This window comes from Micromonospora sp. CA-263727 (assembly GCF_050942455.1).
Lineage (GTDB): Bacteria > Actinomycetota > Actinomycetes > Mycobacteriales > Micromonosporaceae > Micromonospora.
The window spans coordinates 6,743,864-6,757,149 of the sequence record NZ_CP192031.1 but is presented as its reverse complement, the minus strand read 5'-3'; the positions used below and the strand labels follow the sequence as shown (position 1 = coordinate 6,757,149).

The following is a 13,286-nucleotide window of genomic DNA, read 5'->3' as shown; positions in this document are numbered from 1 at the left end:
CCGCACTCATCTGCCGCATAGGGCGTGCGTCGACCAGCAGGGCAGGGCTAGCTGCCGGTCACTCGGCCGTGAGCAGCACGTCGACAGCTTCGGCGACTGACGTGACAGTGGCGTCGGGCGCGGGCGGGAGGAAGAAGTCCGGTCCGTATGTGGTGTGCTGGCGGGCGAGACGGGGTTCGGGGATCCACACCGTACGTAGGCCGGCGCCGGCACCACCGGCGATGTCCAGGGTGAGGCTGTCGCCGATCATCCACCCGCCGCCGTCGATGGCGAGGCCGCAGCGGTGGGCCGCGAGCTGGAAGATGCGTGGGTCGGGCTTGCGGATGTCGACGTCGTGGGAGATGCACCAGGCGTCGACGTGCCGGTCCAGGCCGGTGTTGCGGATCTTCCCGAGCTGGTTGTCGGTCATGCCGTTGGTGACGATCCCGATCTTCCAGCCCCGACGGCGGAGCTTGGCCAGCCCCGCGAGGTCCTCGGCGGAGCACGAGACCAGCTGTGGCATGCGGTGTCGGTACTGTCGCCACAACTCGTCTGCCGGAGTGCTCAGGGCGAACTCGTCGCGGACAAGGTCGAAGAACGTGTCCATCGGGCCGTCGTGATGCGCGTCGGCGAAGCTCAGCCAAGTGGCCCACTTGGAGTCAAGGCCATGCTCTGCGGTGAACTCCTGTGCCCAGGCGGCGAATGCCCGATCGCGCTGGACGAGGGTGTTGTCGAGATCGAACAACGCTAACCGCTGCATCGCCACACCGTAACCGTATGGCAGCGGCAGGTCTTACTAGCATGACGACGCCAAGATCAAGCGCACGCTCGTGCCGCCGTCCGTGCTTGCCGATCGAGCAATCGCGCTCTGCTGAGCCGAGCGGGCATCCCGAACTGCGAGGGCTCGCACGGGTTGGAGACGGCTTCTGCAAGACTCGCGGTCGTGGAGGCTGACGACGAGGACAAGCTACGCATCGACGACTTTGTCCCCGCTGCTGGCGGTGAGTGGTACGGGCTGTTGTTCGACAACCCATCCCTGCATCTACCACCACGCTGACCTGGTGCTTCAACTTCCCCTTCGAGGACGTCTCCCGCGAGGACGAAGAAAGTCCGCTCAGCCTTAGCGTGGAGTGGCTTCCCGTCCCAGCGGAAAGCTGGCGGCGCCTCGCCGGGCACCACGTGACAAGCGCAAGCTTCGGGAAGCCGGCTGAAGCCAGCATCTACTACAACCTGCACCACCGCTTCGAGACGGTCACCCTGGACCTGGTCGAGCAACGTGGCCGTCTATTGCGGGCCGTGACAACCGTGTCCGGCGATATCGATCGCCTCGGTGTCGATCCGGTGCCCGCCGATGCCTGGCTCACGTTCACCGGGATACTCGTCTCGCTCCACGACGCGACCTCTCCCGAAGTCGCCCTGGCCCGGCTCGGTTAGTTCACCGACACGGACGGCTTGGTGCTCGACCCCGGTGGCTCGGACGCGGCGCTGCGATTCATCGCGCAACCGGACTGACGCCGACTCGCTCCGCGCACGGGCCGGCACGGTCACGGCACATGCAAGCGCGGAGTGGTCCGACCGAGATCACATGCACGGATCTGCCGCGGAGTGAGCGTCGCGGTACGTGACGAGCGCACGGTTGGCGCACGGTGCACGGTCGTGCCGATGAGCGCACAGCCCGGCGGCGCGACATCCCGGAGCCACCGACGGCGCGCCAAAAGGATTCGCCGACATCCGACGTCCAGTCGAACCCTCTCCGCGTCCGATCCCTACAGCGCCACGAGGGCGACAACCACTGCGGCCCAGGTGCCTATGAGCGCCAGCATAGCGAGCCAAAACATCCACCGCCCGGACTTGCGCGACGCGTCCGCTTCCCCTTTGAAGTGCGACATTTGCTGGACCGCGACGTCGCGGTGCTCGACAGAAACACGCACCATCTCCGACATGCGCTCAGAAACCTCCAGCAATGCCTGAAGGGTCTGCTGCGGCGTCTCGTCGATCTCCCACTCTTCGGCTTCGGGCATCTCCGGCATAGTCGGAACAGGGGGACCCGCCGGCTCCGCAGCGGTGGGAATTGACTTGACGTTCGGCGCAGTGAACAGATTGCCGAGGTTAGGCTTTAGCGCTGCCGCGAGATTCTCACTGATGCGGCGTAACTGATCCCCGTACACCGAGCTGACGATGCTGCCCAGCCTCTTGTTGATGTGGAGCATGGCAGCCTTCGCCGCCTCATGGTCGGGGTGGTCCGTATCAGCTTTAGCTTCCTCGATCTCATCAAGGGTCATCTGCATGCCGCGGTCGACGAGCGGGTCCCCGGTGGGCGCGTGCTTGATGTCATCGAGATTGATGACCTCGCGTCGATCCCTGTGGGTGTCTGTCGTCGTAGCTTCTTGCTCGTCGCTCATGCCGAAGATGTTCGCATTGTCGGGGACAGGCCCGACGCACGGACATGCCGCCGACCGGGCGTCATGCAGCGCGGCAGGTGGTTGGTCCGCAACGGAACGTCTCGCCCGGCAGCATCGTCGCCGGTGCGCTGGCCGCAGGATCGGGTACGTGGTCATGCCACAATTCGCTCGCTACGAAGGGGCGCAGGTGCCTTGCTCTGCGACGTGTCATCTTGCCGAAAGTGGTATGCGCGATGATTGTGGGCCTGCTGCTGCAGCGGCCGGCAGTTAGGCCAGGTCCGGCCAGAGGCCGGGACCGGTTGTCGGGTCGTAAGGGTTGCTTCCGTTCGGCGTCGCCTCTTTGTGCTCTCGCTTGAATGCCAGTTGGGTTGCGACCATGCTCGGGGCTAGGTCGTACGTGATGCGGTGGGGGTTGGTCACCAGCATTCCGTCGATGCTCCGCTCTCGCGGCGGCGGTGGTGTGCCCTGTCGTGCCGCGTGATACGCCGCGCTGATCCACTCGGCGCGTGCGGTCAGCTGCGCGAGTGGATGCCCCCCGCCGTACAGCGCGGCATTGGCGTCCAGCTCCAGCGCGATCGCCTCGGCTTCCCAGTCGGCGGCTTGGTCGTCTTGGGCCCCTTGAGCGCGATACGCGGCAGCTGACCGGGCCTGCGTGGCCAATCCCCACACACCCGAGATCACCTTGGCGAAGGGCGCGTCGTCCGGGTCGAACGCGTACGCCCGCGGGGTGGGCAGCACGGGGAAACCGAATGCCCGCACCAGTTCGAAGATCTGCTCGTCCTGGGAGATGCACGGGCCGTCTGAGTTGTCCTGCCGGGATTGCCGGTATCGCAGTGCGCGGCCGAGCCGGGCGGTGCTCAGAGTCAAGCCGGCAGCGGCGGCCCAGTCGATGATGTGCGCTTCAAGATCGTCCAGAGTGGCGCCAGCGGCTACAGGCGGCCGGTGCAGCATCCCGCAGTCCACGTCCGTGGCGTCTGGTAGATGTCCCGAGCAGGTGGCCAGGCCGGTAGCCGCGCCGTGAATCTGGGCGCAGACATCCGCAACGTACGCGCCGAACACCGGAGCGTTCCACCATCCGGCCGCCGCACCAACAGCCTGTTCCAGGTCCGGCGGGTCATCCCATCCTGCCGTCTCCAGAACCTGCCAGCCGTCCCCGAGCTCGCGCAGCCGCCGGTGCTGATACCCGATCGACGCGAGGTGCGGCAACCTGGTCATGACCACATCGGCCCGGGTCATCAGGATGGTGCCGTAGTAGCTCACGGTGAGCCAGGGTAACGAACATGATCATCGCCATCGAGCCGAACCCCGCTCGCTGACAGCAGCCTCGCGCCGAACGGCAGCAACCGACGGCTCAAAGCCCCACCGGCGATCATGCTGTATCGCGGCCAGCAACCTCCGGATCTCATAGGTTCTTGTCAGCCTGCAGATGCAGGATGGCTCCAGTAGCGGCTGGCGGGTCAGCACTCTTCGGATCGGATCCGCGTTTGAGGTCTTGCGGCAGACCGTGCGCCCGCTGGTCGTGAGGAGATGCAACAGCTGATGGGATGACGTGCCCCGGCTCGATGCGGTGAGCACTTGACTATGAGATCGCTGACGTCTCCTCTGCGCTACCGCGACGACTATCCACAACGGAGGCAGAAGTGATTTGGATAGGAGACGACTGGGCCGAGGACCATCACGACGTCGAGCTGCTCGGCGACGACGGACGGCGCATCGCCCGCGCCCGGCTGCCAGAAGGCCTCGATGGCATCACCCGGTTGCACGCGCTCATCGCCGAGTCGATGCCGGCGTCGTGGGCGCAGCTCGAACCAGCGCAGGCGGCCGGCCGCCTCGTGGCCGTCTAGGCCGTTCACGTACACCAGGCGCCCTGGACCGAACCTGGCCCGCCAAGCCCGCCAGCCCGCCATCCAGCGCAACCGTTGGATGGTCCGACCCCTCTCGGGAGTGGTGCCCCGGCCGTCAGGCGGTCCGGCGCGCGATCGGGTAACCTCCCGGTTCGAGGGACGGGCGCGAGCCGCCATCGGTTGGCGACGCATGGCAGGACCCTCGCGGTGCTGTAGAACAGACTAACTTGAACCGACGACCTACGCTTACCGACCGTGACGGTCTCGGCTTTGTCGTTCGTCGTCAAATTATCGCGCTGACCTGCGTAAACACCACGGGCGCATGATCATTAGCTGTCGCTAATTGTCATTGCTTCGGACGGGTTTTCGGGGGGTAAACGGGGGCACCACCCCGACAACTACCGCCATCACGTCCGCCGCAGCCGAGCACGTCTGACAGCAGGCTTGATTCGACTCGGACTCGGCGCGCGGCTTCGGAGACTGTCGGAGGCTGCTGGGATAATCGGCCAGAAAGCTTGGTCTCGATCCGAGGGAGGTCAGATGGCTGCGTACACCTCCGAAGTCTGGAGGCCGTGTGCCCGCGCCCTGACGCAGTGGGATGATTTCAATGGCATGGGCAAGCCGTGACCACCGAGAAGCAGGTCGAACCGCTTGAGGTTCAACCCGAGACGCCCGCGGCCGACGGCGACACTCCACTCCCGCAACTGGACCTGATCTCCGAGAGGACCTCAGCTGCTTTCGAAAAGGTGCCGTATATCGGCGACCGCTGGACCCGCTGGTACGATCTCCCATACAACTTGCTGTGGTTCCTCCAGACCGCCTGGTGGCGCAAGATCATTCCCAAACCAGCGCTCCGCGCCTTCCACCTCTGGTCCGTCGATCTCGGTCAGTTCAACGCACTTGAGCGACACAAAATCTGGGACCCGACTGATCGGCTGCACGACTTCCAAGTGCCAGCTGATGAGCACGTCAACATGCCGGGCATCTGGGTGGTTGAGCTGTTCCCGCCGAGCGCTTTCGCCCGACTGGAGCGGGCGATCCATAGGAACGGCTGGGATCGGAACCGTTGGATGTCTGGCGCCGAGGACACCAACGTCAACATGTTGCTGAAGTCCCGTGCTCGCACGGGATGGGGATGGTGGCGCATGGCCTCGATTCAGCACGTCAACGGGACGTACCTGATGCCCGGCGGAGTGCGTACCCAACTGCCGCCTGAGTTCAGCTGCATCGAGTTGAAGGCCATGCAGGTTGGCTCCGGCCTAACTGCCGTTGTTGCTCACATCCAACTCTCCGAGTTGGGTGCCACACAACTCGATGAGGTATGGCATCAGCCTCACGAGCCGATGTTGACCCGTCGAGACGGGCGGCTTCACGCACTTGATCGGATGTGGGCTGGGTTCCACGTTACGCAGACGGCCCGGGAACGCCTGCACCAGCTGGCGCGGGAGTGGATGAATGAGAGCTGCGATGGTGTCTTTGGTGAGTTCAACAGTCCTCAGACGCTGATCGACATGCTCATCCTGGACCAGCACGACCCGACTGACGTTAGAGAAAACCTTGACCGCGACCAGGCCAATGTGTTCCGAGCGCTCGGAATCACGGAGACAGGGGTCTACCACTACACCTCCGCTGAGATTCCCAAGATGCACTTGGTCCCGACTCGGCCGTCAATGGCGCGAGGCATTATCACTGACCGGACGTGGGCACTTTGGGGTCAGCGTCAAGCTGTCATGGACAGCGCCACCCACATGACTGGCTACGGCGACGATCCGAACCGAGCGATAGCGCATCGCTACGGCAATGCAATCGAGAGCTTCTTGGTGACGCTGGCCGTATCTGACTTGCTTGAAACAGTCGAGGCTCGCTACGCGCTGATTCGGGATCGTGCTCGGGCGCAGCATGGCCGCTTCAAGGCCAAGGTCATCAACGACCTTCGCGAGCAACTGTTGACCCTCAGCATCGACGTAGCGACCGTCCAGCGCGACCTGGAGAGGTCCTGGAAATCCCGACCACGGTTTGAGAATGAGGCGGAGTTCACCGTAGAGTACTCGCCACGCTTCCAGGCCAACTCCGACCGGGAAGACGAGCCGATCCACATGAATACCGAGCTACGGAAGCGTCAGAAAGAGTGGTTCGAGGAACTGACCGCTGCTGACCGTGACTACCGGGACATCCTCTCGACGGTGGCCTCGCTGGGGGCCTCGGTAGATGCCTCCAAAACTGGCCGCCGGGCGCTGTGGGTTGCCTTCGTGTCGCTGGCGGTTGCCTCCGTAACCGTCGTAGTGACCGACATTGGCGACAGTAGCCTGTTCCACGAGGTGATGGAGTTCCTACGGAGCCGGCTCTGAAGCCGGCCCGCGCAGGCCCCCGGGTCGACAACTCTTTCATAACGCTTGACATCTATAGGAGCATCTTTGCCGGGGCCCTGGCCGCGCATTTGGCGCCTCTTGCGGTTGGCCCGCGCTCCGTAGTTCGCCGTCCTACGTACGATTGATCCAGTTCTTAATTTTCTGGGTGATGTGGCCACGCATCAAATCAGCTGGGGGAGTACCTGGAATCAGCTCGTCGAAACATTCGCCCGGGTGCTTCGCGAGTAGCGGCATGATGTTGCTGCCTCCGGGTGCGGGGAAGGCGAGTGTGCACTTGCCCGGTCCCATCTCGGAGGCAAGGCCGATGAATTCCCTACCGACTCGAAGCCTCGGCGATGTCGAGTAATGTTTTGCCTCGACCGCCGCAACGAGGTTACGACTGCGCGGGTGCACAGATCCGACGCGGCTACGTTCGGCTTCTTCCTGATCCAGGACCGCCACGTCGCACTCATGCAGGACGCCGGACTTCCCGGCGACATAGACGCCCAGGTGAATCTCCACCTGCCGTCCTCCGGAGAACGACGCCAACACGTACGTGAAATTTCCGGCGTACAGGTTGCCGGGCTGCGTACGGAAGACGGCGCTGCTGGCCATGGAGACGCCGTCGTTGGTGATCAGGCAGTCGCCTCCAGCAGCCTCAGCGGCTTCCGTTGCAACGGCGAGCAGGGCTGCCTCGTACAGATCAGCTTCTCGTGCAGCGTCTGTGTATATCGTGCGCAGCACGCCTATCGCCTCTTCGATTGCGGCGATCAGTTCCTCTTTGGTCAGTGCCATGCGCCGACCTCATCACGAGCCGGTCCGATGAGGCTCTTCACTCGGCCGAACATCACCTCTGCTCGTCCGGCTTCCCCCTCGACTTGCAGGCTGATTGGTTCGGCCGTTTGCGTCTCGTCCGGCTGGGCGAACGTAACGTGGTTGCTCTGGATGCCGTGATCGACAAGCAAGCCGAGCAACGCCCGCCGGTTCGCTGTCAAACTGTGCGCCAGCGTGAGGAGTGTGTCGAAGAGTATGGCAAGGCTCTCGTCGCCGGTGTACGGCACTTCGGCAAGCTCGTCCTTGCCGATGCGCCCGAGGCGCTGCGCCTTGAGGGCATCTTGCCGATCCTGCCGGATGCTGTCCGGCAGCTTCGATCCCTTCACCATGCGTCCCCGGGTAATCTCCTCACGGATCTGCCCTGCGATGTCTGGTAGTTCTCGGTCAAGGGTCCTCATGATTTGGTCGACGACCTCGGCACTCCCCTGCACCACGACCCCGCTCCCTTCCGCCCGCCAGTCCGGCTTCGCCGGCGCTGGCGCTCGACCTTACCGATATAGCCTGTTCCTCGGGGCGTTCGTGCTGTCCGTATGTGGCGACAGCGCCATGCCATGGCTCCGATCGCTGGTACCCGAAGGTTTCCGGGTGGAGGTGGCTGCTTCCTTCTTGGAGTGGCAGATGACGATCGTCGCATCGATGTCCAGCACCAGCCCGCCGACCGGCTGCCCGGCCACCGCCGTTTGCTGCAGAGGGCCCGCGGGTCTCGGCATGCTGAGCCCAGGCGACCTGACGGACATCAGCTCGGGCGGCGCGTAGTTCAGCCAGCATCGTCTCGTCGAGCTGTGACAACAGTCGCCAGGCCGTCGGGTCGGAAGCCACCAGGCCCGAACTGGCCGCTCTGGTCACGCAGACACCCAGATCGGCAATGGCCTGGCCACCGTCGGCAAGCATCACCGCCAGGTCCACGGCACTCCGGCGCTGCGGAGGCCCGGCCCCAGCGTCTGGGCAAGGTTCATGGTTGACCATCCGGGGCAAGAATCGCGATATTATCGACAGCATGCTCGCGCTCAAAGCGCCACCGGCTAACACACGGCCAATGGGCGGCCAAGGGAAGCGGGCCGCAGCGGGGCGATCTTGAGCCCACGTACGATCGCACCCAGGGAGGGGCCGCATCGCTGTCGCGAATCCGTCTCACCCAGGCATGCGCTCCGCACGACAAAAGTGTCAGACGGCACGTGCACAATAAGCCCCGGCGGCAACTCGCTCGGCACGGCACCGAAGACCCCCACCATGATCTGGAGCGCTTCGTGACAGAAAGCAACAGGCAGCAATACATCTTGCAAGCTTTGGTAGACCATAAGGGCGAAGCCGACCCGGAGACTGTACGTCTCCCCTTGCGAAACTCGAAGGTGCTGCCTGTCATCGAGGTACCACTGGGCTTGCCGCTCCTGAACGCCGACAGCTTTCGCATCGCGCCTCAACTGGAGGAGCACCCGGACCGGGCTCTCGTTCGTGCTAGCCCGGAGTCAGACGAGGCGCAGCGCATTGTCGCTCAGCTGGTTCGAAATGCGCATCGCAAGGCAGCCGACCTTAAAGAAAACCTTCTAGAGGAGGGTGGCCAGACGCAGCCGGGCGTAATAACTCGCGCGGGAAAGTTGATCAATGCTAACACGAGGTGCGTCCTCCTTCGGGAGCTACAGCGGGAGGGGAAAGGGCCCGCCGGAACGCTGAGGGTCGCCGTGCTGCCGGCCGGCATCACGGACCAAGAGCTGCTCGAACTTGAGATGGTGCTGCAGCAGCAGGTGGAGCTGAAGGACAAATACCAGCTCGTCGGCGAGTTGATGATGATCCAACGGCTGTTCAACGAGGGCTTCACCGATGAGCAGATCGCCCGGGTGCTGCGCACAAAGGGTAAAGACGTCCGCGAGAGCCGAGAGATCCTTGCGCTCATGCATCGTGCCCGCCAACTGTTGCGTGATCCACTTCCGCTGACGGCCTTCGAGGTCGCTACCTCCGACCGAGACCGTCGGCAGAACTGGTCGGAGCTACTGCGGGACGTGAAGGCGATCGACAACCGCGAAAGTCACCGCGCTGGTGATTTGCATATCAAGCGCTGGCTCATCGCGTACTTCACCAAGGCAAGCTCCGTACACAAGCTGCGGCTTGCCGTTGATGACTGGGTCGAGCGTGACGGCCTAGTCGACATGCTGGAGGATCACCAAGATCTGAACTTCATCGTAAGTGATCCGGAAGGCGTCGGATCCAAGGACGACCCGATCAGGGTGCCACCACCCACAACAGGCGGCACGCAACCGCTCGCACCTCCGCAGCGAGATGGAAGCGACGACGATCTCGGTCTTGACCTCCTCGGGGAGGAGCCGGAAGATCCCGAGCCAGTCGCAACAGGCCAGGTAGATGCGATTCTCGACTTCGTCCTGGCTGCCAACAAGGCCGGGGACGAAATCATCGATCTGCCTAACGGCGCTGCCATGACTGGCACCGAGGCCCTGGATACGGTCGGACGGGGCGTAGTGGCGGCACTCGACTCAGTTAGGCGGCGACGGCAGGCCGGCGGTCGCCTCAATCGCCCTATCGCCGAACTTGAGCGGGCCCGCAACGCCCTGAAGACCGCGTTGGAATCACTCGACGAGGTCGGCGACGACCCAGGATTTACCGCCCAGTGGAAACGCGTCGCCATGACCGCCAGCCAGGTCGAAGAGGTCCTCGATCAACTCCAGGCCAAACTCGCTCAACACAGCCCGAACGCCAGGGTCGGAGGTGCCGGATGACCGCGCTGTCGCAGCCACGGCTGACGTTGGCGCTGTCGGGCACTCCCGTCCGCATCCGTCTGGAGCGGCATGAGGTGACCGACGAACAGTGGGCGGAGATCGGCCTGCTGCTCGCCGACGAGTTGCCGCGGCCGGGACAAGCGATGCACGTTCGCCCGGAAACCTTCCTAGGGCGACGCGGCGGGCTACGAGGCGTACTCCGCCGGCACAACATCCGAATCGAGCCGGACCAGGCGGTCCGCGGTCTACTAGAACGCACTATTGCCGACGATAACCGAGCTTTGAGTTCACTGGGTGCCATCCCCGAGTCCGCCCGAGCCCGGATTTCGGACGCCATCCCGGCGAGAGAGTTCGCTGCTTCCAGGCGGCGGCTAACCCGTGAACTACGCGAGTTCCAGCAGCGCGATCTCGACAAGCTTGTCGCGCTGGCTCATGGAGCCAACTTTTCAGTTCCAGGTGCCGGCAAGACAACCGTCGCTCTTGCGGTTCATCTCCATATGCAGCGAGAAGGACGGGTCGAGAAGCTTTTGGTCGTTGCGCCCTTGTCAGCCTTCGATGCCTGGGAGGAGGAGGCACAGGCCATTATCGACCCGCCGATGTCGGTGTCGAGGTGGCGCGGAGGGCCCATCCCCCGCAGCGACGTCATACTCGTCAACTATCAGCGGCTGCCCAATGCCGTCGATCGCCTGTCAGCTTGGATGACCCGCGAGACGGTGCACTTAATCGTCGACGAAGCGCACCGCGCGAAGCGAGGCGCATCTGGCGGCTGGGGCAGAGCCTTGCTAGACCTTGCGCCACTTGCAGCTCGCCGGGACATTCTCACTGGCACGCCTGCCCCTAACCATCCTCGGGACCTGAGGTCTTTGCTGGATATCCTTTGGCCCGGTGGCCGCGTATCCTCTCGCCTGCCGCGGCAAGCATTGCAACAGGAACCTCCAATGAACGCGATGGCAGCGGTCGCGGATGCGATCCGACCGATCTACGTGCGCACGAACAAGAGCGAACTGAGTCTGCCAGACGTCACGGTGAGAACTGCACGCGTTGCTTTGAGTCCGCTACAGAAGGACATCTACGATGCGATGTTAAATCGTTATGCCGGGATGTTTGACCTCGACCGGCGCGACGGTGCGATGTTCTCGCAGATGGGCGAGGTGACAATGTATCTGTTGCAGGCCGCCTCTAGCCCTCGACTACTCGCCCGGGGGACAGATCAGACACAGAGCTATCGCTATCCACCGCTAGCGATACCGCCGGGCAGTAGTCTTGCCAGACTCGTCGAGACATACGCAGATCATGAGGTGCCTGCCAAGATCCAGCGGGCTTGCGTCATCGTGCACCGCAATGCCACGGAGGGCCGCAAAACCCTGGTCTGGTCCAACTTCCCGGACAATCTACTCGCGCTGGAAATGCAGCTCGCCGCGCTGTCGCCAGCGGTAATCTACGGTGCCATCCCTAGCGACGAGGATGCCCAGCCGGGGGTCCGTACCCGCGAACGTGAGCTGCGTCGCTTCCGCACCGATCCATCATGCATGGTGCTCCTGGCGAATCCCGCAGCAATGTCGGAAGGTGTAAGTCTGCACAAGGTCTGTCACGACGCGATCTACATTGACCGCACGTTCAACGCCGGACAGTATCTCCAATCGCTAGATCGCATCCATCGGCTCGGCTTGACCAAGGACGTCGAGACGACCGTAACCCTGTTGATCGCCGACGGGACGATCGACGAGCGTGTCAACAGACGCGTCGAGGAGAAAACACGCCGACTGTCGCGGATGCTTGACGATCCCGGCCTCGTCCAGATGGCGTTGCCCGATGACGACGATTACGGAGAGTTGATCGATGATCCGCAAGACCTTGAGGAAATCCTTCAGGCTCTAGGCGACGCGCGAAACAATGAACCATCCGTCGTTGACTGATCATCAGGTGCGTGCAGTGCTGTATGTGGCGCGCACCGTTGACGCCACGGGCAGCGACGTGACAGCGGTCGCCCGGGCTTACGCCCATGCGGTGACCAATGGCATTCATCGGACTGCCGATCTTAGGAGCGCCGAGCAGGCGCTCCTGTCAGCTGGACTGCTACGGCGTGAAGCACAAATCCTTATGCCTAGCACGGCGTTGCGCGATACTGTTGCGCTCCAGGATGAAGATGCTGTCGGCGTGCTCGCGACGATGCTCGGCGTTATCCGTTGGCAATGGAATGAGGGCACAAATTCGTTCACCGCCGCCGAGTACAGGTCCGATGATGAGCGCAGAAATGAGATCGGTTCAGCGGCAGAGGAAATCGTCCTAGAAGGTTGTCGCTCGCAATTGCGGAGCCTTGGTCGGGGAGACTTGGCCGACCAGACGAGGCGGGTAAGCCTCATCTCAGACTCATTCGGTTTCGACATACTAGCGCCAACAATTGCTGGGCCATCCCGTCAGCTTGAAGTTAAGGGCCAAACCGCTCCCCCTGGTCCTACCGTCCGGTTCTTCATCAGCAGAAATGAGTACGAAGTCGGGAAGCGGAGCAATAGATGGGCACTAGTGTGCTGCGCCGTCACAGCAACGTCACATGACTTGGGTTGGTGCCGCGCGGCGGTGCTCGAACCTTACTTGCCTCTCGACCGGAACGGTCGATGGACCGAAGCCATGGTCACTCTTCCGAGAAGCGTGCTGACCACAGGGATACCCGATCCCGTTTGACAGACTAGCTTGATCATAGATTGCCATTCCCGTAAAATTCGCGCACATCACCGACACATTTGGCGTCTGGCGAGCACGTCTTGTACAGCCCGCGATGACCCAGAGTTACCTCCCCGTAAGGACAAAGCGCTTGTCGCCCCAGGACAACGAAACTTCGAGCTCTGCCAGCACCAGCGGCGAGAGCCTTGCAGCGGCCGAGAGGAAACTACGAGTATGGCCGGCGTCAGTTTCGGAGGTAGCACGGTGGTGTCGCGCGCAAAAGCTGTCGCCCATACCGCAGGCGGTGGTTCCCGGCGCTAACCTATATGAAAGGCAACAACTTGCAGCGCTAGGCGGCGTCGCCGCCGCACTGGTTACCCGATCGAAAGAGCCAGTTCGGACAGAGGGGTTCCCGGCAGTCGTACAACGCTGGCTAGCTGACGCACCACAGCCTAGCCCAGAGCTAATCGATGCCCTGTGTGCCGATTT

General features: G+C 63.2%; 10 protein-coding genes and 2 pseudogenes. 6 read left to right on the top strand and 6 right to left on the bottom strand.

What is annotated here, in order from left to right; genetic code table 11:
- Window positions 1-58: 58 nt before the first annotated feature.
- On the bottom strand, window positions 59-739 hold the full coding sequence (locus ACQPYA_RS29775; RefSeq protein WP_433530313.1) for an HAD family hydrolase: 681 nt from the start codon (window positions 737-739) through the stop codon (window positions 59-61).
- A 365-nt stretch (window positions 740-1,104) separates the two neighbouring features.
- Between ACQPYA_RS29775 and ACQPYA_RS29770 the strand changes: the two genes are divergently transcribed.
- Window positions 1,105-1,413: a hypothetical protein gene (locus tag ACQPYA_RS29770; protein WP_433530312.1), complete on the top strand. Its 309-nt coding sequence runs from the start codon at window positions 1,105-1,107 to the stop codon at window positions 1,411-1,413.
- A 332-nt stretch (window positions 1,414-1,745) separates the two neighbouring features.
- Here the strand turns inward: ACQPYA_RS29770 and ACQPYA_RS29765 are convergent, their stop codons facing one another.
- A complete protein-coding gene (locus tag ACQPYA_RS29765) occupies window positions 1,746-2,381 on the bottom strand; it encodes a hypothetical protein (RefSeq protein ID WP_433530311.1) in 636 nt (211 codons plus the stop codon).
- Window positions 2,382-2,648: 267 nt separating this feature from the next.
- Window positions 2,649-3,641 carry a hypothetical protein gene (locus tag ACQPYA_RS29760; protein WP_433530310.1) on the bottom strand — a complete coding sequence of 331 codons (993 nt, stop codon included), beginning with the start codon at window positions 3,639-3,641 and terminating at the stop codon, window positions 2,649-2,651.
- 380 nt (window positions 3,642-4,021) lie between these two features.
- Between ACQPYA_RS29760 and ACQPYA_RS29755 the strand changes: the two are divergent.
- Window positions 4,022-4,156, top strand: a pseudogene (locus ACQPYA_RS29755) (IS110 family transposase); the annotation flags it as partial.
- 692 nt (window positions 4,157-4,848) lie between these two features.
- Window positions 4,849-6,573: a hypothetical protein gene (locus tag ACQPYA_RS29750; RefSeq protein WP_433530309.1), complete on the top strand. Its 1,725-nt coding sequence runs from the start codon at window positions 4,849-4,851 to the stop codon at window positions 6,571-6,573.
- Window positions 6,574-6,705: 132 nt separating this feature from the next.
- Here the strand turns inward: ACQPYA_RS29750 and ACQPYA_RS29745 are convergent, their stop codons facing one another.
- The 3 genes and pseudogenes from ACQPYA_RS29745 to ACQPYA_RS29735 all read right to left on the bottom strand — a co-directional run.
- A complete protein-coding gene (locus ACQPYA_RS29745) occupies window positions 6,706-7,368 on the bottom strand; it encodes a hypothetical protein (RefSeq protein ID WP_433530308.1) in 663 nt (220 codons plus the stop codon).
- Window positions 7,359-7,841, bottom strand: coding sequence for a hypothetical protein (locus ACQPYA_RS29740; RefSeq protein ID WP_433530307.1), 483 nt, complete (start codon window positions 7,839-7,841; stop codon window positions 7,359-7,361). The genes ACQPYA_RS29745 and ACQPYA_RS29740 overlap by 10 nt, the downstream gene beginning before the upstream one ends.
- Window positions 7,842-7,985: 144 nt before the next feature.
- Window positions 7,986-8,445, bottom strand: a pseudogene (locus ACQPYA_RS29735) (IS1380 family transposase); the annotation flags it as partial.
- A gap of 209 nt (window positions 8,446-8,654) precedes the next feature.
- Between ACQPYA_RS29735 and ACQPYA_RS29730 the strand changes: the two are divergent.
- Genes ACQPYA_RS29730 through ACQPYA_RS29720 form a run of 3 tightly spaced genes read left to right on the top strand, consistent with a single transcriptional unit; the run spans window position 8,655 to window position 12,818 of the window.
- Window positions 8,655-10,136 carry a hypothetical protein gene (locus ACQPYA_RS29730; RefSeq protein WP_433530306.1) on the top strand — a complete coding sequence of 494 codons (1,482 nt, stop codon included), beginning with the start codon at window positions 8,655-8,657 and terminating at the stop codon, window positions 10,134-10,136.
- Window positions 10,133-12,052 carry a DEAD/DEAH box helicase gene (locus tag ACQPYA_RS29725; RefSeq protein WP_433530305.1) on the top strand — a complete coding sequence of 640 codons (1,920 nt, stop codon included), beginning with the start codon at window positions 10,133-10,135 and terminating at the stop codon, window positions 12,050-12,052. Before ACQPYA_RS29730 ends, ACQPYA_RS29725 begins: the two co-directional genes overlap by 4 nt.
- The gene (locus tag ACQPYA_RS29720) at window positions 12,045-12,818 is read left to right on the top strand and encodes a protein NO VEIN domain-containing protein (protein WP_433530304.1); all 774 of its coding nucleotides are present in this window, start codon (window positions 12,045-12,047) and stop codon (window positions 12,816-12,818) included. The genes ACQPYA_RS29725 and ACQPYA_RS29720 overlap by 8 nt, the downstream gene beginning before the upstream one ends.
- Window positions 12,819-13,286: the final 468 nt, after the last annotated feature.

Bases quoted from the DNA above. Each gene is read 5' to 3' on its own strand.
- ACQPYA_RS29765 (WP_433530311.1), bottom strand. From the start codon at position 2,381: ATGAGCGACGAGCAAGAAGCTACGACGACAGACACCCACAGGGATCGA.
- ACQPYA_RS29725 (WP_433530305.1), top strand. From the start codon at position 10,133: ATGACCGCGCTGTCGCAGCCACGGCTGACGTTGGCGCTGTCGGGCACT.
- ACQPYA_RS29775 (WP_433530313.1), bottom strand. From the start codon at position 739: ATGCAGCGGTTAGCGTTGTTCGATCTCGACAACACCCTCGTCCAGCGC.
- ACQPYA_RS29745 (WP_433530308.1), bottom strand. From the start codon at position 7,368: ATGGCACTGACCAAAGAGGAACTGATCGCCGCAATCGAAGAGGCGATA.